This is a genomic window from Enterobacter sp. RHBSTW-00593 (genome assembly GCF_013784105.1).
In the GTDB taxonomy this organism is placed as follows: domain Bacteria; phylum Pseudomonadota; class Gammaproteobacteria; order Enterobacterales; family Enterobacteriaceae; genus Enterobacter; species Enterobacter ludwigii.
The window spans coordinates 1,379,676-1,401,922 of record NZ_CP056393.1 but is presented as its reverse complement, the minus strand read 5'-3'; the positions used below and the strand labels follow the sequence as shown (position 1 = coordinate 1,401,922).

The 22,247-nt window shown below is 56.1% G+C and carries 21 protein-coding genes; 10 read left to right on the top strand and 11 right to left on the bottom strand.

The genetic code is table 11. The features are described 5' to 3' along the window. Nucleotide 1: 1 nt before the first annotated feature. A complete protein-coding gene (locus HV242_RS06600; RefSeq protein ID WP_014169213.1) occupies nt 2-478 on the top strand; it encodes a kinase inhibitor in 477 nt (158 codons plus the stop codon). A gap of 42 nt (nt 479-520) precedes the next feature. Here HV242_RS06600 and hutH read toward each other — a convergent pair whose 3' ends face one another. The 5 genes from hutH to hutI all read right to left on the bottom strand — a co-directional run bounded on the left by hutH (nt 521) and on the right by hutI (nt 6,775). Next, nucleotides 521-2,041: a histidine ammonia-lyase gene (gene hutH, locus HV242_RS06595; RefSeq protein WP_050737370.1), complete on the bottom strand. Its 1,521-nt coding sequence runs from the start codon at nt 2,039-2,041 to the stop codon at nt 521-523. Next, the gene (gene hutU, locus HV242_RS06590; protein WP_050737371.1) at nt 2,041-3,726 is read right to left on the bottom strand and encodes a urocanate hydratase; all 1,686 of its coding nucleotides are present in this window, start codon (nt 3,724-3,726) and stop codon (nt 2,041-2,043) included. Before hutU ends, hutH begins: the two co-directional genes overlap by 1 nt. A 136-nt stretch (nt 3,727-3,862) precedes the next feature. Further along, on the bottom strand, nt 3,863-4,597 hold the full coding sequence (locus tag HV242_RS06585; protein ID WP_050737372.1) for a histidine utilization repressor: 735 nt from the start codon (nt 4,595-4,597) through the stop codon (nt 3,863-3,865). Nucleotides 4,598-4,616: 19 nt separating this feature from the next. Then, on the bottom strand, nt 4,617-5,555 hold the full coding sequence (hutG, locus tag HV242_RS06580; RefSeq protein WP_040016963.1) for a formimidoylglutamase: 939 nt from the start codon (nt 5,553-5,555) through the stop codon (nt 4,617-4,619). Further along, nucleotides 5,552-6,775, bottom strand: a complete 1,224-nt coding sequence (hutI, locus tag HV242_RS06575) for an imidazolonepropionase (protein WP_050737373.1) — start codon at nt 6,773-6,775, stop codon at nt 5,552-5,554. The genes hutG and hutI overlap by 4 nt, the downstream gene beginning before the upstream one ends. Nucleotides 6,776-6,999: 224 nt before the next feature. On the opposite strand from hutI, the gene HV242_RS06570 reads away from it, so the two are divergent. Then, a complete protein-coding gene (locus tag HV242_RS06570) occupies nt 7,000-8,283 on the top strand; it encodes a putative acyl-CoA thioester hydrolase (protein ID WP_050737374.1) in 1,284 nt (427 codons plus the stop codon). Between the two features lie 91 nt (nt 8,284-8,374). On the opposite strand, the gene pgl is transcribed toward HV242_RS06570, so the two are convergent. After that, on the bottom strand, nt 8,375-9,370 hold the full coding sequence (gene pgl / locus HV242_RS06565; protein ID WP_050737375.1) for a 6-phosphogluconolactonase: 996 nt from the start codon (nt 9,368-9,370) through the stop codon (nt 8,375-8,377). Nucleotides 9,371-9,510: 140 nt separating this feature from the next. On the opposite strand from pgl, the gene HV242_RS06560 reads away from it, so the two are divergent. Beyond that, entirely contained in the window at nt 9,511-10,329 is an 819-nt protein-coding gene (locus HV242_RS06560) for a pyridoxal phosphatase (RefSeq protein ID WP_020884944.1), read from the top strand. On the opposite strand, the gene modC is transcribed toward HV242_RS06560, so the two are convergent. From modC to HV242_RS06540, 4 genes are all read right to left on the bottom strand, one after another. Further along, a complete protein-coding gene (gene modC, locus HV242_RS06555) occupies nt 10,330-11,388 on the bottom strand; it encodes a molybdenum ABC transporter ATP-binding protein ModC (protein ID WP_020884945.1) in 1,059 nt (352 codons plus the stop codon). 2 nt (nt 11,389-11,390) lie between these two features. Then, nucleotides 11,391-12,080 carry a molybdate ABC transporter permease subunit gene (modB, locus tag HV242_RS06550; protein ID WP_014169203.1) on the bottom strand — a complete coding sequence of 230 codons (690 nt, stop codon included), beginning with the start codon at nt 12,078-12,080 and terminating at the stop codon, nt 11,391-11,393. Beyond that, nucleotides 12,080-12,853 carry a molybdate ABC transporter substrate-binding protein gene (modA, locus tag HV242_RS06545; protein ID WP_063858350.1) on the bottom strand — a complete coding sequence of 258 codons (774 nt, stop codon included), beginning with the start codon at nt 12,851-12,853 and terminating at the stop codon, nt 12,080-12,082. Before modA ends, modB begins: the two co-directional genes overlap by 1 nt. A 179-nt stretch (nt 12,854-13,032) precedes the next feature. Next, a complete protein-coding gene (locus tag HV242_RS06540) occupies nt 13,033-13,182 on the bottom strand; it encodes an AcrZ family multidrug efflux pump-associated protein (protein WP_020884948.1) in 150 nt (49 codons plus the stop codon). Between the two features lie 127 nt (nt 13,183-13,309). Between HV242_RS06540 and modE the strand changes: the two genes are divergently transcribed. From modE to gpmA, 7 genes are all read left to right on the top strand, one after another. Beyond that, nucleotides 13,310-14,098, top strand: coding sequence for a molybdenum-dependent transcriptional regulator (gene modE, locus HV242_RS06535; protein WP_063858351.1), 789 nt, complete (start codon nt 13,310-13,312; stop codon nt 14,096-14,098). A 67-nt stretch (nt 14,099-14,165) separates the two neighbouring features. After that, nucleotides 14,166-15,638: a molybdate ABC transporter ATP-binding protein ModF gene (gene modF, locus HV242_RS06530; protein ID WP_032677710.1), complete on the top strand. Its 1,473-nt coding sequence runs from the start codon at nt 14,166-14,168 to the stop codon at nt 15,636-15,638. A gap of 202 nt (nt 15,639-15,840) precedes the next feature. After that, nucleotides 15,841-16,857: a UDP-glucose 4-epimerase GalE gene (galE, locus tag HV242_RS06525; RefSeq protein WP_020884951.1), complete on the top strand. Its 1,017-nt coding sequence runs from the start codon at nt 15,841-15,843 to the stop codon at nt 16,855-16,857. 9 nt (nt 16,858-16,866) lie between these two features. Further along, on the top strand, nt 16,867-17,913 hold the full coding sequence (gene galT / locus HV242_RS06520; RefSeq protein ID WP_014169198.1) for a galactose-1-phosphate uridylyltransferase: 1,047 nt from the start codon (nt 16,867-16,869) through the stop codon (nt 17,911-17,913). A gap of 3 nt (nt 17,914-17,916) precedes the next feature. Then, a complete protein-coding gene (gene galK / locus HV242_RS06515) occupies nt 17,917-19,065 on the top strand; it encodes a galactokinase (protein WP_047357119.1) in 1,149 nt (382 codons plus the stop codon). After that, nucleotides 19,059-20,102: a galactose-1-epimerase gene (galM, locus tag HV242_RS06510; protein WP_032677707.1), complete on the top strand. Its 1,044-nt coding sequence runs from the start codon at nt 19,059-19,061 to the stop codon at nt 20,100-20,102. Before galK ends, galM begins: the two co-directional genes overlap by 7 nt. A gap of 206 nt (nt 20,103-20,308) precedes the next feature. Then, nucleotides 20,309-21,061: a 2,3-diphosphoglycerate-dependent phosphoglycerate mutase gene (gene gpmA, locus HV242_RS06505; RefSeq protein ID WP_020884954.1), complete on the top strand. Its 753-nt coding sequence runs from the start codon at nt 20,309-20,311 to the stop codon at nt 21,059-21,061. A gap of 61 nt (nt 21,062-21,122) precedes the next feature. On the opposite strand, the gene aroG is transcribed toward gpmA, so the two are convergent. Next, the gene (gene aroG, locus HV242_RS06500; RefSeq protein ID WP_014169194.1) at nt 21,123-22,175 is read right to left on the bottom strand and encodes a 3-deoxy-7-phosphoheptulonate synthase AroG; all 1,053 of its coding nucleotides are present in this window, start codon (nt 22,173-22,175) and stop codon (nt 21,123-21,125) included. Nucleotides 22,176-22,247 lie beyond the last annotated feature (72 nt).

Sequence of the window (22,247 nt, the reverse complement as noted above, 5' to 3'; positions counted from 1 at the left end):
TATGAAAATCATCAGTAAAGATCTGCGCGACGGGGAAAAACTGCCTGAACGCCACGTTTTTAACGGCATGGGTTATCAGGGGGATAATATCTCTCCGCATCTGGCGTGGGACGATGTTCCGGCGGGAACCAAAAGCTTTGTTGTCACCTGCTATGACCCGGATGCTCCTACAGGCTCAGGGTGGTGGCACTGGATAGTGGCGAACCTGCCTGCGGATACGCGCGTTCTGCCGCAAGGTTCCGGCTCTGACCTGGTGGCGCTGCCTGAAGGCGCTATCCAGACCCGAACCGATTTTGGCAAAGCGGGTTACGGTGGTGCCGCGCCGCCAAAAGGGGAAACGCACCGCTATATCTTCACGGTTCACGCGCTGGATGTGGACAAGATTGAGGTGGATGAGGGTGCGAGTGGCGCAATGGTCGGCTTTAACGTCCATTTTCATTCGCTGGGCAGCGCATCGATCACGGCGATGTATTCGTAAAAAAACCGGTGGCCTGAACGTGTCCGGGCCGCCGGGCAAATCTTAGAGCACCGAAGGCAGTAAGCCCACCAGGCTTCCCTTCTCCAGCAGCGCGATCGCTTTATCAATATCCGGCGCAAAGAAACGGTCATCATCGTAATGCGCGACCTGTTCACGCAGCAGATGACGCGCCTGTTCCAGCAGCGGGCTGGATGTCAGACCTTCACGCAGATCAACGCCCTGACATGCGGCCAGCCATTCCACCGCCAGCACGCCGCGGGTGTTGGCGGCCATCTCCCACAGACGACGTCCGGCGGCCGGGGCCATAGAAACATGATCTTCCTGGTTCGCTGACGTTGGCAGACTGTCCACGCTGTGCGGATGCGACAGGGCCTTATTCTCGCTCGCCAGCGCCGCGGCCGTCACCTGGGCAATCATAAAACCGGAGTTAACCCCGCCGTTGCGGACCAGGAACGGCGGCAGCTGGGACATATGTTTATCCATCATCAGCGCGATGCGACGTTCGGATAAGGCCCCTACTTCCGCAATCGCCAGCGCGATATTATCCGCCACCATCGCCACAGGCTCGGCGTGGAAATTCCCCCCGGAGACCACTTCGTTTTCCTGAGCGAACACCAGCGGGTTATCAGACACCGCATTCGCCTCCACCAGCAGCACTTCTGCCGCGTGGCGGAGCTGCGTCAGACAGGCTCCCATCACCTGGGGCTGACAGCGAAGCGAATAGGGATCCTGTACCTTGTCACAGTTATGGTGAGAGTCTGCAATATCGCTGGTCTCGGTCAGCAGGTGACGGTACATCGCCGCGGCGTCAATCTGCCCGCGCTGGCCGCGCACCTCGTGGATACGGGCGTCAAACGGACGACGTGAGCCAAGCACCGCCTCGGTGGTCAGCGCACCGCACACGACCGCGGAGGCGAAAAGATCCTCGGCTTCAAACAGACCACGCAACGCAAACGCCGTCGAGGCCTGGGTCCCGTTAAGCAGCGCCAGCCCTTCTTTCGCCGCTAGCGTTATCGGGGTTAACCCGGCTTTTTTCAGCGCCTCTTTCGCAGGGAGCCACTCGCCCTTCCAGCGAGCCTGACCTTCACCGAGCAGCAGCAGCGACATATGGGCCAGCGGCGCAAGATCGCCGGATGCACCGACGGAACCTTTTGCCGGGATCCACGGATAGACCTCCGCATCCACCAGCGCCATCAGCGCCTCGATCACGCTGAGGCGAATTCCGGAGAACCCACGTGCCAGACTGTTGATTTTGAGCACCATCATCAGGCGGACAATGTCATCATCCAGCGGTTGACCGACACCCGCCGCATGCGAAAGCACCAGCGAGCGCTGTAAATTTTCCAGATCGTGCGTGGCGATACGCGTCTGCGCCAGCAGACCAAATCCGGTGTTGATGCCGTAGGCGGTACGTCCTTCGGCAATAATGGCTTCAACGCAGGCAACGCTGTCGTTAATCGCGGCGTGGGCGCTTTCATCAAGTGAGAGCGTGACCGGTTGACGCCAGACGTTACGCAGCTGTTTGAGCGTCAGTGAGCCGGGAGTGAGGGTTAAGGCGTTCATTAATGCTTTCCTTGTGTGGCAGGGATCATCGGCAGGTTCAGGCCCTGCTCTTTGGCACATTCAATCGCAATCTCGTAACCGGCATCCGCGTGGCGCATTACGCCGGTTGCCGGGTCGTTATGCAGCACGCGAGCGATACGCGCTGCCGCTTCATCCGTACCATCACACACGATGACCATTCCCGAGTGCTGGGAGAAGCCCATTCCTACGCCACCACCGTGATGCAGCGACACCCAGGTCGCCCCGCTGGCGGTATTCAGTAAGGCATTCAACAGTGGCCAGTCGGAGACGGCATCGGAGCCGTCGCGCATGGCTTCGGTTTCACGGTTCGGGCTGGCAACAGAGCCCGAGTCGAGATGGTCGCGTCCGATAACAATCGGCGCGGAGACTTCACCGCTGCGCACCATTTCGTTAAAGGCCAGACCCAGTTTTTGTCGCCACTCCAGCCCGACCCAGCAGATCCGCGCCGGCAAGCCCTGGAAGTTAATGCGCTCGCGAGCCATATCCAGCCAGTGGTGCAGATGTTCGTCGTCGGCGACGATCTCCTTCACTTTGGCGTCGGTTTTGTAGATATCTTCCGGGTCGCCGGACAGGGCCACCCAGCGGAACGGACCAATACCGCGACAGAACAGCGGACGAATATAGGCAGGCACAAACCCCGGGAAGTCGAAGGCGTTACTCACGCCCATCTCTTTCGCCATCTGGCGAATATTGTTGCCGTAATCAAATGTCGGAATGCCCATCTGGCTAAAGGCCAGCATGGCGTTCACGTGCTCCGCCATGGAACGTTTAGCGGCGAGCACCGTGCCTTCCGGGTCACTTTCGGCGTTTTGCTGGTACGCTTCCCACGTCCAGCCCGATGGCAGGTAGCCGTGAAGGGGGTCGTGTGCGCTGGTCTGGTCGGTGACGAGATCCGGGCGTACGCCACGGGCCACCAGTTCAGGGAGAATGTCAGCCGCGTTGCCGCAGAGCGCAATCGACATCGCTTTGCCTTCTGACGTGTATTTTTTGATGCGTGCCAGCGCGTCATCCAGGTTTTCAGCCTGTTCATCGACGTAACGGGTACGCAGTCGGAAATCAATGCGGCTCTGCTGACATTCGATGTTCAGGGAGCAGGCACCGGCAAGGGTCGCGGCCAGCGGCTGTGCGCCCCCCATTCCCCCCAGACCGGCGGTCAGTACCCAGCGACCTTTCAGCGAACCGTTATAGTGCTGACGACCGGCTTCCACGAAGGTTTCGTAGGTGCCCTGCACAATCCCCTGACTGCCGATGTAGATCCAGCTTCCCGCCGTCATCTGGCCATACATCGCCAGCCCTTTGGCGTCCAGCTCGTTAAAGTGTTCCCAGGTCGCCCAGTGCGGGACAAGGTTAGAGTTGGCGATCAGCACGCGCGGTGCATTCTTGTGGGTTTTGAACACGCCGACCGGTTTGCCGGATTGCACCAGCAGGGTTTCGTCATGTTCCAGATGAGTCAGGGATTCAACAATCGCGTCATAGCACTCCCAGTTGCGCGCGGCGCGGCCTATGCCGCCATACACCACCAGCTCGTGTGGGTTCTCCGCGACCTCAGGATCGAGGTTATTCATCAACATGCGCAGCGGGGCTTCGGTGAGCCAGCTTTTGGCGGTAAGTGTGGTGCCGCGCGCGGCGCGGACATCCTGCTGGCGGAATTTACCTGACGACATTGTGTGCTCCTCATACGGGACAGATGATGTATTCAGATATACTTGTATAGACAAGCACACACAAGGTCGGATTTAACAAAAAAGATACAATTTTGTTATATTGCGTTAGCTATCACGCTTTTAAAACGTATGACCCTTACGACATGAAATGGCCCTGCAGCCGGTATCGATTTCCCGGGAACAGCAGTCTGGCATGCGACACAATATGCGAAGAAGACCAGGTACGGCGACGAATGAGCAGGCAAGGATCGTGCTCTTTGATCCGCAACAGTTCGCACTCCTGCGGCGTAGCGCGAACCGCTTCCACGATGTGTTCCCCTTCCGTCAGTGGCGCGATGAGCGAAAGATAGGCATGTGGCGTGGTCTGGGTGTAATCCTGATCCAGGTACTCGGGCACCCGACCGGCGTTCACGCAGCGATCTTCAATCTGCACCGGGATGTCGTTTTCATAATGCACCATCACGGAATGAAAGATGCGGCTTCCCTCTTTGACATTCAGCTCCACGGCCTGCTCGGCGCTGGCCTGTGTCTCTTCGAGCACCAGCACTTCACAGTGGTGCTGATGGTTTCGCGAGGCTATCTCATCGGCAATACTTCTGATCTCAAACAGTGCCGATTGCCCTTTCGGCTCCGCGACGAAGGTCCCGACCCCCTGCAGACGCACCAGAAGGCCCTCATCGGTCAGCTCGCGCAGCGCCCGGTTGATGGTCATTCGGCTAAAACCAAACTGTGCGACCAGTTCGGCCTCGGACGGAATGCGATCGTGCGGCCGCCAGACGCCGGTTGCGATTTTTTCGCTGATGGCCTGCTTCACCTTTTCGTAGAAAGGCGCGGGAGGACTGGACTGCGGCAGCGGTGAGCGTGAAAACATCCTGACTCCTTAAACGTTGTTATGCCCACCAGTGAGCAATTTGCCAGGCCAGACGGGCGGCAAGCTTTGCCCCCTGTCCGTCCCGATCGTACTGCGGGTTAAATTCTACCAGATCGGCAGCCTGCAGTTTTCCACTGCGGCAGATATGTTCAATCACCGGCAGAAGATCCAGCGCGGGTACCCCTAACGCCGCGGGCGCTGAGACGGCTGGCATTTCGCCAGCAGGCAAAACATCGAGGTCAATGGTGAGGTAAACGCGGTCGGCCTGGGCCAGAATCTTGTCCAGAGCCGATAACGCATCTCGCCTGAAATGAAGGTCTTCCACCAGCGTGACGTTTAGTCGCTCAGCTTCATCCCACAGCGCCTGCGTGTTCGCCGCCCGGCTGACGCCCAGGCAGGCATACTGAAAATCGCGCGCCTGTTCCGCACAGTAGTGTGCCAGCTGACGAAACGGCGTGCCGGAGGTCGCGTGGTCCGCCTTGCGCAGGTCAAGGTGTGCATCCAGGTTTATCACCACCACGCGCGCGTTCGGGAAAGCATCCAGAACCCCGCGGCCATGCGCCCAGGCGGTCTCGTGTCCCCCGCCAAAAACCAGCGTACGCATGCCGGACTGCTGGCAGGCCTGCACGGCATCGCTTAACGCCCGCTGAGCCGCTTCCAGATTATCGCCCTCGACATACACCGACCCCATATCTACCAGCCGGTCATGTCCATGATGACTTGCCATGTTCGCCAGCGCTTTGCGAAGCACCTCCGGGGCCTGTACGGCGCCGGGCCTGCCCTGATTGCGTTTTACCCCTTCATCACATTCAAACCCTATCAAAGCGATGCCGGACGACTGAGGGGTAAATACCGGCATCTGTCGCAGGGTCTGAAAAATACGTTTTGCATTGCTGGCCTCGGCGCTGTCGTCACGCCCCTGCCAGACGGTCTCGGCAACCGGCCGCCAGAGTCTCATACGCTCTCCCCACGGAAAATACGTTGATACAACGGATTGCGTCCCGGCTCGTAGACCATTTCGACCGGGTGATGTGCATCCCAGACGACAAAGTCAGCCACGAATCCAGCCTGCAGCTGCCCGTGCGTGGCCCCGCGACCCAGCGCCTGGGCAGCATGTCGCGTCACGCCAGCCCAGGCCTCTTCAGGCGTCAGGCCAAACTGCACGCAGGCCATATTCATCGCGAGATGAATACTCGCGAACGGGCTGGTGCCGGGGTTATAGTCGGTGGCGACAGCCATGGGAACGCCCTCTTTTCTGAGCTGTTCAACCGGCGGACGCTGGCGCTCCTGAAGAAAATAGAACGCCCCCGGCAGTAATACCGCAACCGTGCCGTTGTGCGCCATCGCCTGAACACCGTCATCGTCGAGATATTCAATATGATCGGCGGAAAGCCCCTTAAAGCGGCTGACCAGCGCCGCGCCGCCAAGATTTGAAAGCTGTTCCACGTGTCCTTTGACCGGAATCCCCAGGGCAGTGGCAGCGCGGAAAAGCCGCTCGGTTTGCGCTGGCGTGAAGCCGACATTTTCGCAAAACACATCCACGGCTTCGAATAAGCCTTTTTGCCACAGCGTGGGCATCATCTGCTCGCACACCGTGGTGAGATACGCGTTCGCGTCATGGCTGTATTCCGCCGGAACCGCATGCGCAGCCAGAAGCGTTGGGCTGATCTCTACCGGATTGTTCTGGCCCAGCTGGCGGGCGACCTGCAGCATCTTCTCTTCCGCTTCGGCGTTGAGACCATATCCCGACTTGATTTCAACCGTGGTCACCCCTTCATCGATCAGCCGCTGCAGACGCTGTTGCGCCAGCCTGAGCAGGGTCTCGGGCGAACTGCTCCGCGTCGCCGTCACGGTCGCGTTAATCCCGCCGCCCTGCGCGCTGATGGTTTGATAAGAGACGCCGTTCAGACGCTGCTCCCACTCTGCCGCACGATCGCCACCGAACACCAGGTGGGTATGGCAGTCAATCAGCCCGGGGGTGACCAGACGACCGTGCAGATCGACACAGTGACGGTGGCCGGAAGGGATGTCAGATTCGGGAATAACGGCCAGAATCGTCTGGCCGCGCACCACCAGGGCGTGCTGCGCTTTCAGGCCATAAGGCGTGCTGTCGTCCGGGATCATTGTCGCCAGTCGCGCATTGCGCCATATTACATCGTCGGGATGAAGCTGCTGCATGGGCATTCCACTTGTCATGGGTTGTATAGACATTTATTTTCATCTGCCCCCTGCTGTCAACCGCTCTGGCGGAAAATGTTATTTATTTGTGATGACTTTCCCGCCTCCCGCGGGTAAAAAATGCATCTTTTACCCTTTTTATCTTCCCGTTTCGCTCAACTTAGTATAAAAAAGCAGGCTATTTCGTCTATCCCGTTAAGACTTGCATACCCAGGAGCTTTACCTTGAACATTTCCAGGATTTCCCGTCTGGCGTTAGCGCTCGCCTTTGGCGTGACATTATCCGCATGCAGTTCTACCCCACCGGACCAGCAGCCTTCTGAGCAGGTTGCACCGGGTACGCCCTCTCGCCCGATTTTGTCCGCTGATGAAGCGAAGAACTTTGACCGTGCACACTACTTCTCGGCGATGGACCCTAACGCTGCGCCGTGGACACCGTCTTCTATTAACCTGCCGAAACAACCTGACTTCGTTGTCGGTCCGGCAGGCACGCAGGGCGTGACGCACACGACGATTCAGGCTGCGGTTGACGCGGCTATCACAAAACACAGCGCCTCTCGCCAGTACATCGCGATCCTGCCTGGGGAATATGAAGGCACCGTTTACGTTCCGGCAGCACCGGGCAGCATCACCCTTTACGGGACAGGCGAGAAAGCGGTCGACGTGAAAATTGGTCTGGCGATTGATTCTGAAATCGACAGCAACACCTGGCGTCGCCTGGTCAACCCGGCGGGTAAATACATGCCAGGCAAACCGGCGTGGTATATGTTTGACAACTGCCAGAGCAAGCGTGCAGCTACTATCGGCGTGATGTGTTCGGCGGTCGTCTGGTCGCAGAATAATGGCCTGCAGCTGCAAAACCTGACCATTCAGAATACCCTGGGCGATAGCGTGGATGCCGGTAACCACCAGGCCGTTGCACTGCGTAGCGATGGCGATAAAGTACAGATCAACAACGTGAATATTCTCGGCCGTCAGAACACCTTCTTTGTGACGAACAGCGGTGTTCAGAACACGCTGCAGAATAACCGTCTGACCCGTACGCTGGTCACTAACAGCTACGTTGAAGGCGACGTGGATCTGGTCTCCGGTCGCGGCGCGGTAGTGTTTGAGAACACCGATTTCCGCGTGGTGAATTCACGCACTCAGCAGGAAGGTTATGTGTTTGCCCCGGCCACGCAATCTAACCTGTTCTACGGCTTCCTGGCCGTTAACAGCCGCTTTAACGCGTCCGGTGACGGCGTCGCGCAGCTGGGTCGCTCGCTGGATGTGGACTCTGCCACCAACGGTCAGGTTGTTATTCGTGACAGCGTGATCAACGAAGGTTTCAACATGGCTAAGCCATGGGCCGATGCCGCTATCTCCAAACGTCCTTTCTCCGGCAATACCGGTAGCGTGGATGATAAAGGTAACGTGCAGCGCAACCTGAATGACGCTAACTTCAACCGCATGTGGGAATACAACAACCGCGGTCTGGGCAGCAAAGTGGTTGCTGAGCCTAAGCAATAAAAGAATGCGTTGATGTCTTTTGCTGTACTCGCCCGGCGCCCACCGGGCATAAAAAAACCTCGCATTTGCGAGGTTTTTTGTTTTAAGCCTTTTAGTGTGCGTTTACCACCACCCACATTGGCCCCTGGCCGACGGCGTAACGCCCTTTCTCTTCCAGCAGCCCCTGCGCACCTTTGATTTCGTACAGCGCGATGTGGTGGGATTTTTGCCCCGCCGCAATCAGGTATTTACCGCTGTGATCGATATTAAACCCGCGTGGCTGGGTTTCGGTAGGCTGGAAACCTTCAATCGCCAGCACGCTACCGTCTTCAGAAACGCTGAATACCGTAATCAGGCTGGAGGTACGGTCGCAGGCATACAGATGACGCCCATCCGGTGTGATGTGAATATCAGCCGCCCAGCGGGTGTCAGAGAAGTCAGACGGCATCATATCCAGCGTCTGCACGCACTCAATCTTGCCGTTAGGATCTTTCAGTTCCCATACGTCCACAGAACTGTTCAGCTCGTTCACCACATAGGCGTACTGCTGGTTCGGGTGGAACACCAGATGGCGCGGGCCCGCGCCCTCAACGGTGGTCACTTCTGCAGGATTCTGCGCCACCAGGTGACCGTCATCGCTCAGGGTAAACAGGCAGATACGATCCTGTTTCAGCGCAGGGACCCACAGCGTACGGTTATCCGGAGAAATATTCGCCGAGTGGCAACCTTCCAGCCCTTCAACCACCTCCACGGTTTCAACCGGTAGGCCCGCTTCCAGACGCGTTACGCTGACACAGCCCGCATTGTAAGAGCCGCTGAAGATGAAGTTGCCTTTGCGATCGGTGGAGATATGCGTTGGGCTGCCCGGTAAAGGTGCTTCCGCAGTGTAAGTCAGCGCGCCGTCGTCCGGCGAGATGCGGTAGGCCAGCACGCGAAACTCCGGGCGCACACCCACGTACAAGAAACGTTTATCCGGGCTGATAACCATCGGCTGCACCTGACCTGGCACATCAACAACCTGAACCAGCGTGAGGGTACCCTCGGTATTTAAACGCCAGACGTGGATCTGCTGGCTTTCAGGACTGGCGGTATAAACGGTTTGTTTCATGAATATTCACTCCTCACTGCGCATGAAAGTAGTTAACTTTTGACGGTGAATGCTGAATTGTCATCGGGAATTTTGAAGCCTTTGCCTCTCGGTGTACCATCCCTTCAGAACGTAAATTCAATATTAACCCGGAAAAACAAATGACCTCGCGTGTAATAGCTCTGGATTTAGACGGTACCTTACTTACTCCGCAGAAAACCCTTCTCCCCTCTTCCCTTGAAGCACTCAAACGCGCGCAGGAAGTGGGATATCAACTCCTTATCGTAACGGGTCGACATCACGTTGCCATTCATCCTTTTTATCAGGCACTGGCGTTAGATACACCTGCAATTTGTTGTAATGGCACTTATTTGTATGATTATCAGGCAAAAAAGGTTTTAGAATCCGATCCGCTGCCCGTGCCTCAGGCGCTGCAATTGATTGATCTGCTTGATGAGCATGCCATTCACGGCCTGATGTATGTGGATAACGCAATGGTGTATGAACGTCCGACAGGCCACGTGATCCGCACCAGCAACTGGGCACTGTCTCTGCCTGAAGCGCAGCGTCCGGTCTTTACCCAGGTTTCCTCCCTGCGACAGGCGGCTCAGGATGTCGATGCTATCTGGAAATTTGCGCTGACGGATGAAGATACCACCAAACTGAATGCCTTCGCGACGCACGTTGAACAAACGCTGGGTCTGGAGTGCGAGTGGTCCTGGCACGACCAGGTCGATATCGCCCGCAGAGGCAACAGCAAAGGCAAGCGTCTGACGCAGTTCGTGGAGTCTCAGGGCGGGTCAATGCAGGATGTGATTGCCTTTGGCGATAACTACAACGACATCAGCATGCTGGAGGCCGCCGGTACAGGCGTGGCAATGGGCAACGCCGACGATGCGGTAAAAGCGCGTGCTAACGTCGTGATTGGTGATAACACCACCGACAGCATCGCGCAGTATATTTATACCCACCTGCTGTAATCAGGTGGTGATGGAGACGCTCTTGATTTGCGCGTAAAGCCACAGGCCAGGCTTGATTCCTAACTCATCTCTGGCCCACGGACTGATGCGCGCCCAGAGCGTCTTGCTGCCCACTTCGAGCTTTACCTCAACCTGTCCGTTATCATCAAAACACTCCGCCACTTTCGCGCGCAGGATATTGCGAATGCTGGTCTGCAGCGGCGCTTGCAGCACCAGAGAGACATCTGAAGCCTGAATACGTATACGCAACGCAGACTGCAGCGGTTTGTCGATTTTGTTGACCCACAAATGCTGGTCGCCCAGCGCCAGTGCGGTCATCGCATAATGCGGGTGATGTTCCAGCACGCTCACCTTAAGGATGCTGCTCTGCTGCTCCTTCGGTAACCACGGGTGCATCACGCTGCTGCCCCACACCTCTTCCAGATTACCGAATGCCTTAACGCTGCCCTCTTCCAGCACCAGCACTTTATCGGCCAGATGCAGGATCTCATCCAGCGAGTGGCTGACATAGAGCATCGGGATATTGATTTCGCGCGCCAGGCGCTGAAGATAGGGCAGCAGTTCACGTTTTCGCGGAATATCCAGCGAGGCCAGCGGTTCGTCGAGCAACAGCAGTTCTGGCGCGGTGAGCAACGCGCGGCCTATCGCTACGCGCTGTTTTTCGCCACCAGAAAGCGATGAAGGGAGCCGGTCCAGCAGTGACTCAATGCCCAGCAGCGCCACCAGCTTATCAAATTGCGCGGCCATGCTTTTGGCCATGCCGTAGCGAAGATTACCGCGCACGCTGTAATGCGGAAATAATCGCGCATCCTGAAAAACATAACCAATTCGCCGCTTATCCGGTGCCAGGTAAATTTTGTTCTCAACATCGTTTAAGACGCGATCGTTGAGCACAATCCGTCCGGACTGCGGCCGCGTCAGTCCGCTGATGGCATTGATCAATGAGGTTTTCCCTGCACCTGATACGCCAAAGATGGCGGTAATGCCGCTCGCAGGCAGCGTTTCGTTAAGGGTCAGGGTATGATTTCCCAGCGTCTGGGTGAACTGAAGTTCGAGCATGACTATTTCCCCATCCGCTCGCGACTGAGTCGCGCCAGCCATTCCGAAACCAGCAGCGAGACCAGCGCCAGCACAATTGAGATAATGCACAGCCGCGCCGCGGCACCTTCTCCACCCGGCGTCTGAATCAGGGTGTACATTGCTGACGGGATCGTTCGCGTCTCACCGGGGATATTCGACACAAAGGTAATCGTGGCACCAAACTCACCCAGCGAGCGGGCGAACGCCAGTACCGTGCCGACAATAATGCCCGGCAGCGTAAGCGGGAGCGTGATGGTGAAAAAGACGCGCCAGCGCCCGGCACCCAGCGTACGGGCAGCCTGTTCCAGTTTGATATCAACCCCTTCCAGCGCCAGGCGAATGGCCCTGACCATCAGCGGGAATGACATCACCGCCGCCGCCAGTACCGCCCCTCGCCAGCTAAACGCAAACGTCAGCCCAAACCAGTCATATAACCATTCGCCAATAAAACCGCGCCGCCCCATCGACACCAGCAGCAGGTAGCCAACCACCACCGGTGGCAACACGAGGGGAAGATGAAGAACGCTATCCAGCAGGGCTTTGCCGGGAAACTTACAGCGAACCAGTAACCAGGCAAAGAAGATCCCAAAGGGCAAACTCAGCGCAACCGCCAGGGAAGAGACTTTCAGGCTCAGCAGGACAGCCTGCCATTCGGGATCGGTCAATATCATTAGTGAGTCGTAAATCCGTAACGTTTAAAGATTGCGGACGCTTCGGGTCCCTTCAGGTATTCGCTGAAGGCCGTCACGGTCGCATTTTTATGTCCATCAACAATCGCAACAGGATATTCCACTTTCTTGTGGGAGTCTTCCGGGAACGTACCAACCACTTTCACCCCTTTACTGGCGACGGCGTCCGACCCGTAGACTATCCCCAACGGCGCTTCATTACGTTCAACCAGCGCCAGAGCACCGCGCACATCTTCAGCCGGAGCCAGTGTTGGCGATAACGTCTCCCAGGCACCCAGTTTTTGCAATGCTTCTTTGGCGTAGATCCCCGCCGGTACATGCTCCGGATCGCCAACGGCCAGGCGTCCTCCGTTCAGCAACCGGGTCCAGGGGGTCTCGTTGTTGATAGTGATTTCGCCTTGCTTACTGGCTTTCGGCGCCACCACGACGAGGCTATTCCCCAGCAATGTTTCGCGGGTTGTCGCATCAATCGATTTCTTTTCAGCCGCGTAATCCATCCACTTCTGGTCTGCAGAGATGAACAGATCGGCCGGTGCTCCCTCTTCAATCTGACGTGCCAGCGTCGATGAAGAAGCAAAAGAGGAGACCACCTCGACGTTCTTCTCTTTTTTATACGCTGTCGCGATATCCTGCATCGCGTTGGTCAACGACGCCGCCGCAAAGACGGTAATTTTACCCTCGTTAGCCAGCGCGTGTCCGCTCAGCGAAAGTGTCAGCGTTGCCCCTGCGAAAAGGCGTACCCATGTACGTGCCATTTGTAGCTCCTGTGAGTATCGTTATATACACACTAATATAACGGTAACTCCGGGGAGATCCCAGCGCTAAATCGTACCGCTCAAGGGGTACAGCAAGCTGATGCTTTAAATAATATCGGCGAGTAAGGGAAATACTTGAGAGCAAAACGCCCGGGCAAGCCGGGCGTTTCGGGGGGAAATTAATGCTGCTTTTTAGCCTGGTCTCTGTGACCAATGTTCGAAAATACGTTGAACACTTCACCCAGGCCGTAGATGGCACCGAGGATAACGGCCATCACTACTGGTACCATGATCACGGCGAATACCAGACTTTTCAACAATTCCAACATGGTTTTCTCCAGATATTGTGAATGGCTTATTCTACCCTGAAAAGTGAGAAAAACATCCCCTTTTGTGCGGTGCCCTTTGCGACCTTCGCCATTTGGGTCACAATGCACTTTTTGCCAGGACAGTGTTATGCAGGCCGAAATTCTCCTCACTCTACGACTACAGCAGAAGCTTTTCGCCGATCCGCGACGTATCGCCCTGCTTAAACAAATAGAACAAACCGGTTCAATAAGCCGGGGGGCTAAGAACGCTGGCATTAGCTATAAAAGCGCCTGGGATGCCATCAACGACATGAACACCCTGAGCGAGCAAACGCTGGTTGACCGGGCCACGGGCGGCAAAGGCGGTGGAGGTGCGATCCTGACACGTTACGGCCAGCGCCTGGTTCAACTGTATGATCTGCTGGCGCAGATCCAGCAAAAAGCATTTGATGTGTTAAGTGACGACGATAATCTCCCGCTGGACAGCCTGCTGGCTGCCATTTCCCGCTTTTCGCTGCAAACCAGCGCCCGTAACCAGTGGTTTGGTACGGTGATGGCGGGCGATAACGCCCAGGTGCAGCGTCATATTGAGATCCTGCTTGCCGATGGAACAACCCGTCTGAAAGCCGCGATTACCGCACAAAGCGCAGATCGACTGGCGCTGAATGAAGGTAAAGAGGTGCTGGTGTTACTGAAAGCGCCGTGGGTGAATATCACTGCCGATGCCGAAAAAGCAAAAGCCGCTGATAACCAGCTACGCGGTGCCATCCGCCACGTTGAACGCGGTGAAGAGCAGTGTGAAGTACTGATGACCCTGCCGGACGGGCAAGAACTCTGCGCAACCCTTCCCCTCAGCGACGCCGCAGAATTAGAAGAAGGTGCTGTGGTGACCGCATATTTCAACGCCGACCGGGTGATTATCGCCACATTGTGCTGAGCACATTGACAAGCGTGTCGACAGTGAGTATCCCTGACAACTGTTGCTGCAAAAAATGGGATAAGTCATGTCATCATTGCATATTTCGCAAGGCACGTTTCGTCTTAGCGACACCCGAACGCTGACGATTTCTGATTTAACAATACGCGCCGGGGAAAGCTGGGCGTTTGTCGGTACAAACGGAAGCGGGAAATCAGCGCTGGCCCGTGCGCTGAGCGGAGAGCTCGCGCACCTTAAAGGTGAATACCAGTGTAACTTTACGCGCCTGACGCGCCTGTCATTTGAACAGCTGCAAAAGCTGGTGAGCGATGAATGGCAGCGCAATAACACCGATTTACTCAGCCCGGGCGAAGAGGATACGGGCCGCACGACGGCAGACATTATTCAGGATGAGGTCAACAATCCTGCCCGTTGTGCGTATCTGGCAGAACAGTTTGGCATCACCTCCCTGCTGAACCGGCGCTTTAAATACCTCTCGACCGGTGAGACCCGGAAAACGCTGCTGTGTCAGGCGCTGATGAGCGAGCCGGAACTGTTGATTCTGGATGAACCGTTCGACGGTCTCGACGTGCAGTCCCGCGCACAGCTGGCCACCCTGCTCGGCTCGCTTAACCAGCAGGGCTATACGCTGGTACTGGTGCTTAACCGTTTTGATGAAATTCCTGAGTTTATTCAGAACGCCGGCGTGCTCGCTGACTGCAACCTGACTGAAACCGGCGAAAAATCGGCGTTACTTAAGCAGGCGTTAATTGCCCAACTGGCGCACAGTGAAAACCTGGACGGCATCACGCTGCCGGAACCGGACGCACCTTCTGCCCGCCACGCGTTAGATCCCCACCAGCCTCGCATCGTGCTGCGTGATGGCGTGGTAGCGTATGACGATCGGCCGATCCTTAATCATCTCAGCTGGACGGTCAACCCGGGTGAACACTGGCAAATTGTTGGCCCCAACGGCGCGGGAAAATCAACGCTGCTGAGCCTGATCACCGGCGATCACCCTCAGGGCTACAGTAACGATCTCACCCTGTTTGGCCGCCGCCGCGGAAGCGGTGAAACGATCTGGGATATCAAAAAGCATATCGGCTATGTCAGCAGCAGCCTGCATCTGGATTACCGGGTCAGCACCACGGTGCGCAATGTGATCCTGTCCGGGTATTTTGATTCCATCGGCATTTATCAGGCGGTCTCGGACAAACAGCATAAGCTGGCCCAACAGTGGCTGGATATTCTGGGGATGGATAACCGGGTCGCTGACGCGCCGTTTCATAGCCTTTCGTGGGGACAGCAACGTCTGGCGCTGATCGTTCGCGCGCTGGTGAAACACCCGACCCTTCTGATCCTCGACGAACCGCTACAGGGGCTGGACCCATTAAACCGCCAGCTGATCCGCCGTTTTGTGGATGTCCTGATTAGCGAAGGCGAAACGCAGCTGCTGTTCGTTTCCCATCATGCCGAAGATGCCCCGTCCTGCATTACGCATCGCCTCGAGTTTGTGCCCGACGGTGAACGCTATCAGTACCTGCTGAGCAAAATCGATTAACTCCGGAGGGCTCTGCCCCTCCGTTTTTTCGGATAACCTGCACAAAGACTTCCCTATCCCTTTGATCTACAATGTCGCATTGCCGCCAAAAAACGGATTTTAAAAGCAGTGTAAACGATTCCACTATTTTATCCCATGTCACACTTTTCGCGTCTCTGTTATGCTATGGTTATTACATACCATAAGCCCAATGGAGCGAAATATGCGAGTTTTGGTAACAGGTGGTAGCGGTTACATTGGTAGTCATACCTGCGTGCAGCTGCTGCAAAACGGTCATGATGTCATCATCCTCGACAACCTGTGCAATAGTAAGCGCAGCGTGCTGCCTGTGATTGAACGTCTTGGCGGTAAACAACCAACCTTCGTGGAAGGCGACATCCGCAATGAAGCGTTGATGACCGAGATCCTTCACGACCATGCCATTGAGACGGTGATCCATTTCGCCGGCCTGAAAGCGGTGGGTGAATCCGTCGCGAAACCGCTGGAGTATTACGACAACAACGTCAACGGTACCCTGCGTTTGATCTCCGCCATGCGCGCAGCGAACGTCAAAAACTTTATCTTCAGCTCTTCCGCAACCGTCTACGGCGATCAGCCAAAAATCCCTTACGTTGAAAGCTTCCCGACCGGCACGCCGCAAAGCCCGTATGGCAAAAGCAAACTGATGGTGGAGCAGATCCTCACCGATCTGCAAAAAGCACAGCCTGAATGGAGCATCGCCTTGCTGCGCTACTTCAACCCGGTTGGCGCCCATCCGTCAGGCGATATGGGTGAAGATCCACAGGGCATCCCGAATAACCTGATGCCGTACATCGCCCAGGTGGCCGTTGGCCGCCGTGAGTCTCTGGCTATTTTCGGTAATGATTATCCAACCGAAGACGGTACCGGTGTGCGTGATTATATCCACGTCATGGATCTGGCCGACGGCCACGTGGCGGCAATGCAGCAGCTGGCCGATAAGCCAGGCGTGCATATTTATAACCTCGGCGCCGGGATCGGCAGCAGCGTGCTGGACGTCGTGAATGCCTTCAGTAAGGCCTGCGGTAAGCCTGTGAACTATCACTTCGCACCGCGCCGTGAAGGCGACCTCCCGGCTTACTGGGCCGATGCCTCCAAAGCCGATAAAGAGCTTAACTGGCGTGTCACCCGCACGCTTGATGAAATGGCACAGGATACCTGGCACTGGCAGTCTCGCCATCCACAAGGTTATCCGGACTAAGGATCCGTCATGACTTCGTTCAATCCCGTCGATCATCCGCATCGTCGTTTTAACCCGCTAAGCGGGCAATGGATTTTGGTTTCTCCGCATCGCGCCAAGCGTCCCTGGCAGGGGGCGCAAGAGACGCCTGCAAAACAGACGCTTCCCCAGCACGACCCGGACTGCTTCCTGTGTCCGGGCAACACGCGTGTGACGGGCGATAAAAACCCGGACTACAAAGGCACCTTCGTTTTCACCAACGATTTTGCCGCCCTGATGACCGACACGCCCGACGCGCCGGATAGCCAGGACCCGCTGATGCGCTGTGAAAGCGCACGCGGCACCAGCCGTGTTATCTGTTTCTCGCCCGACCACAGCAAAACGCTGCCGGAGCTGAGTGTTGACGCGCTGAAAGAGGTCGTCAGCACCTGGCAGACGCAAACTGCTGAACTGGGCCAGACCTACCCGTGGGTACAAGTGTTCGAAAACAAGGGCGCGGCAATGGGCTGCTCTAACCCGCACCCGCACGGTCAGATCTGGGCCAACAGTTTCCTGCCAAACGAAGCCGAGCGTGAAGACCGTCTGCAAAAAGCCTATTTCGCGGAAAATGGATCGCCGATGCTGGTGGATTACACCCGTCGTGAACTGGCCGATGGCAGCCGAACGGTGGTGGAAACCGAGCATTGGCTAGCCGTCGTACCTTACTGGGCAGCATGGCCATTTGAGACGCTGCTTCTGCCAAAAGCACAGGTTCTGCGCATCACCGATCTGAGCGACGCACAGCGCGATGACCTCGCCCTGGCACTGAAGAAACTGACCAGCCGTTATGACAACCTGTTCCAGTGCTCCTTCCCGTACTCAATGGGCTGGCATGGCGCTCCGTTTAACGGTGAAGAGAATCAACACTGGCAGTTGCATGCCCATTTCTATCCGCCGCTGCTGCGCTCTGCGACGGTACGTAAATTCATGGTGGGCTATGAAATGCTGGCAGAAACCCAGCGTGACCTGACGGCAGAACAGGCTGCAGAACGCCTGCGTGCTGTGAGTGACGTCCATTATCGCGAATCAGGAGTCTAAAAAATGAGTCTGAAAGATAAAACACAATCCCTGTTTGCTGAGAAATTTGGCTACCCTGCCACCCATGTCATTCAGGCGCCTGGCCGCGTGAACCTGATTGGTGAACATACCGACTATAACGATGGTTTCGTTCTGCCGTGCGCCATTGATTACCAGACGGTCATTAGCTGCACTAAGCGCGATGATCGCAAAGTCCGCGTTATTGCAGCGGATTACAACAATGAGACGGATGAGTTTTCCCTCGATGCACCCATCGTTACCCACGACAGCCAGCAATGGTCTAACTACGTGCGCGGCGTGGTAAAACACCTGCAGAAACGTAATAAAAACGTGGGCGGCGCTGATCTGGTCATCAGCGGAAACGTGCCTCAGGGCGCCGGGTTAAGCTCGTCCGCGTCGCTGGAAGTCGCCGTGGGTACCGTCTTCCAGCAGCTTTATCATCTGCCGCTGGACGGGGCACAAATCGCCCTGAATGGTCAGGAAGCGGAAAACCAGTTTGTGGGCTGTAACTGCGGCATCATGGACCAGCTGATCTCTGCGCTGGGTAAAAAAGAGCATGCCTTGCTTATCGACTGCCGCTCTCTGGGCACCAAAGCCGTTCCCTTGCCAAAAGGCGCAGCTGTGGTAATTATTAACAGCAACTTTAAACGCACGCTGGTGGGCAGCGAGTACAACACCCGCCGCGAGCAGTGTGAAACCGGCGCACGCTTCTTCCAGCAACCTGCGCTGCGTGACGTTTCGCTCAACGAGTTCAATAAAGTGGCGCACGAACTGGATCCGGTAGTGGCGAAACGCGTTCGTCATGTGCTGACGGAAAATGCCCGTACCGTTGAAGCAGCGTCCGCGCTGGCGAAAGGCGACCTGAAACGTATGGGTGAACTGATGGCAGAATCTCACGCCTCCATGCGCGATGATTTTGAAATCACCGTTCCGCAAATCGATACCCTGGTGGACATCGTCAAAGCCACGATTGGCGATAAAGGCGGTGTGCGCATGACCGGCGGCGGCTTCGGTGGCTGCATTGTTGCCCTGATGCCGGAAGAGCTCGTCCCTGCCGTCCAGCAGGCGGTGGAAAAACAGTACGAAGCGAAAACAGGTATTAAAGAAACTTTCTACGTGTGTAAAGCATCACAAGGAGCAGGACAGTGCTAAACGAAACGCCAACCCTTGCCCCGGATGGCCTGCCGTATCGCCTGTTAACCCTTCGCAACAGCGCAGGAATGGTGGTTACGTTAATGGACTGGGGTGCCACTTTGCTATCCGCTCGCGTACCAATGCCTGATGGCAGCGTACGTGAAACCCTGCTTGGCTGCGCGTCGCCTGAGCAGTATGTCAATCAGTCCGCCTATCTTGGCGCGTCTGTCGGCCGTTATGCTAACCGCATCGCGAAAAGCGCTTTCGAACTTGATGGCGAGCGTTACTCGTTGCTTTCCAGTCAGGGCGAAAATCAGTTACACGGTGGACCTGAAGGGTTCGATAAGCGCCGCTGGAAAATCGTTCAGCAAAACGACCGCGAAGTGCTGTTCTCACTTGACTCGCGTGACGGTGACCAGGGATTCCCCGGTAACCTCACCGCGTTCGCGCATTTCACGCTGGCTGACGATAACCGTATCGCCATTGAATATCGCGCGAAAGTTGATAAGCCGTGCCCGGTCAATCTGACCAACCACGCTTATTTCAACCTGGACGGCAACCAGTGCGACGTGCGTAATCACACGCTCCAGATCCTGGCCGATGCCTATCTGCCGGTGGATGAAATGGGGATCCCGTATCAGGGACTCAAGGCCGTCAGCGGTACCAGCTTTGATTTCCGCAGCGGAAAAACCATCGCGCAGGATTTCCTGAGCGATGACGATCAGCGCAAGGTAAAAGGCTATGACCACGCGTTCCTGCTGCAGGCGAAAGGCGATGTGACTCAGCCTGCCGCACAGGTCTGGTCTGCGGATGAAAAACTGCAGATGACGGTCTACACCACGGCCCCTGCCCTGCAATTCTATTCAGGCAACTACCTTGGCGGTACCACGGCACGCGAACATGAAGAGTACAGCGACTGGCAAGGTCTGGCGCTGGAAAGCGAGTTCCTGCCGGACAGCCCGAACCATCCAGAATGGCCACAGCCGGACTGTGTGCTGCGCCCGGGTGAAGAGTACGTTAGCGTGACAGAATATCATTTCATCCCGCATTCATAATTCCCAGCCCTCCTTGCGGAGGGCTTTTTCTCTCCGTCTTGCTGAAAATAGCGCCGATCGCAGACAAAATCATAACCCTGGATTCACAAGCATCTTACACTCAGAGACTATTTTCGCTATGGTTAGGGTTAAGCGTTGCTGCTGGCACTGTCACGGCAATATAATGAGAATTGTTATCATTCAATAAAGCTTATGAGGAGTACGATATGGCTGTAACTAAGCTGGTCCTGGTGCGTCATGGCGAAAGCCAGTGGAACAACGAAAACCGCTTTACCGGTTGGTACGACGTTGATCTGTCAGAAAAAGGCGTAAGCGAAGCAAAAGCAGCAGGTAAACTGCTGAAGGCTGAAGGCTTCAGCTTTGATTTTGCTTACACCTCTGTGCTGAAACGTGCCATCCATACACTGTGGAACGTTCTGGACGAACTGGATCAGGCCTGGCTGCCGGTTGAGAAATCCTGGAAACTGAACGAGCGTCACTACGGTGCGCTGCAGGGTCTGAACAAAGCGGAAACCGCTGAAAAATACGGTGATGAGCAGGTTAAACAGTGGCGTCGCGGCTTCGCGGTAACCCCACCAGAGCTGACCAAAGATGACGAGCGCTACCCGGGCCACGACCCGCGTTACGCGAAACTGACGGATGCTGAGCTGCCAACGACCGAGAGCCTGGCGCTGACCATCGACCGCGTTGTGCCTTACTGGAACGAAACCATTCTGCCACGCCTGAAAAGCGGCGAGCGCGTGATCATCGCAGCTCACGGTAACTCCCTGCGTGCGCTGGTGAAATACCTGGACAACATGGGTGAAGACGAGATCCTCGAACTGAACATCCCAACTGGCGTTCCGCTGGTGTATGAGTTCGACGAAAACTTCAAACCAATCAAACATTACTATCTGGGCAACGCTGATGAGATCGCTGCAAAAGCCGCGGCTGTAGCGAACCAGGGTAAAGCGAAATAATTTTCGCTGGACATAAAAAAAGCGTGGAGCAATCCACGCTTTTTTATTTGGCTCCTGAAACTCAGCCGCGACGCGCTTTTACCGCATTCGCCAGCTGACGCAGAAGGGCATCCGTATCGTCCCAGCCGATGCAGGCGTCCGTGACGCTTTTACCGTAGACCAGCGGCTCGCTGCCTTCCAGATTCTGGTTACCTTCCACCAGATGGCTTTCGATCATCACGCCAATAATCGCGTTCTCACCGCCGGCAATCTGCTGACAAACATCGGCGCCGACTTCCATCTGCTTTTTAAACTGCTTGCTGGAGTTGGCATGGCTGAAGTCGATCATCACCTGTTGTGGCAGACCCGCTTTTTCCAGCCCGACCTTCACGTCTGCCACATGTTTTGCGCTGTAGTTCGGCTCTTTACCGCCACGCAGAATAATATGACAGTCACCGTTACCGCTGGTATTTACAATGGCGGAGTGACCCCATTTGGTGACGGACAGGAAGCAGTGCGGTGCCCCGGCGGCATTGATGGCGTCAATTGCCACCTTAATGGTGCCATCGGTACCGTTTTTAAAACCAACCGGACACGAGAGACCTGACGCCAGTTCGCGGTGAACCTGAGATTCTGTAGTACGCGCACCGATTGCGCCCCAGCTCATCAGATCCGCCAGATATTGCGGCGTAATCATGTCGAGGAACTCACCGGCAGCCGGCAAACCGCTGTCGTTGATCTCCAGCAGCAGTTTGCGCGCAATACGCAGACCGTCGTTGATCTGGAAACTGTTATCCATATGCGGGTCGTTAATCAGCCCTTTCCAGCCAACGGTCGTACGCGGCTTTTCGAAGTAAACACGCATGACAATTTCCAGCTCGCCTTGCAGTTCTTCGCGAAGCTGGAGCAATCTTGCTGCGTACTCTTTGGCCGCAGCAGGATCGTGAATTGAGCAAGGGCCAATCACCACCAGAAGACGATCGTCATTACCTTTCAGGATCTTATGGATCGCTTTACGAGCATGAGACACCGTGTTTGCGGCATTTTCAGTGGCGGGGAATTTCTCAAGGAGTGCTACAGGAGGTAATAACTCATTGATCTCTTTAATACGTAAATCGTCGTTCTGATAATTCATTTTCTTTCCAGCTCTGCCATATCTTTAGTAATGAAAGCAATCCTTTCAATCTAACTTGCCGACCAGAAAGTG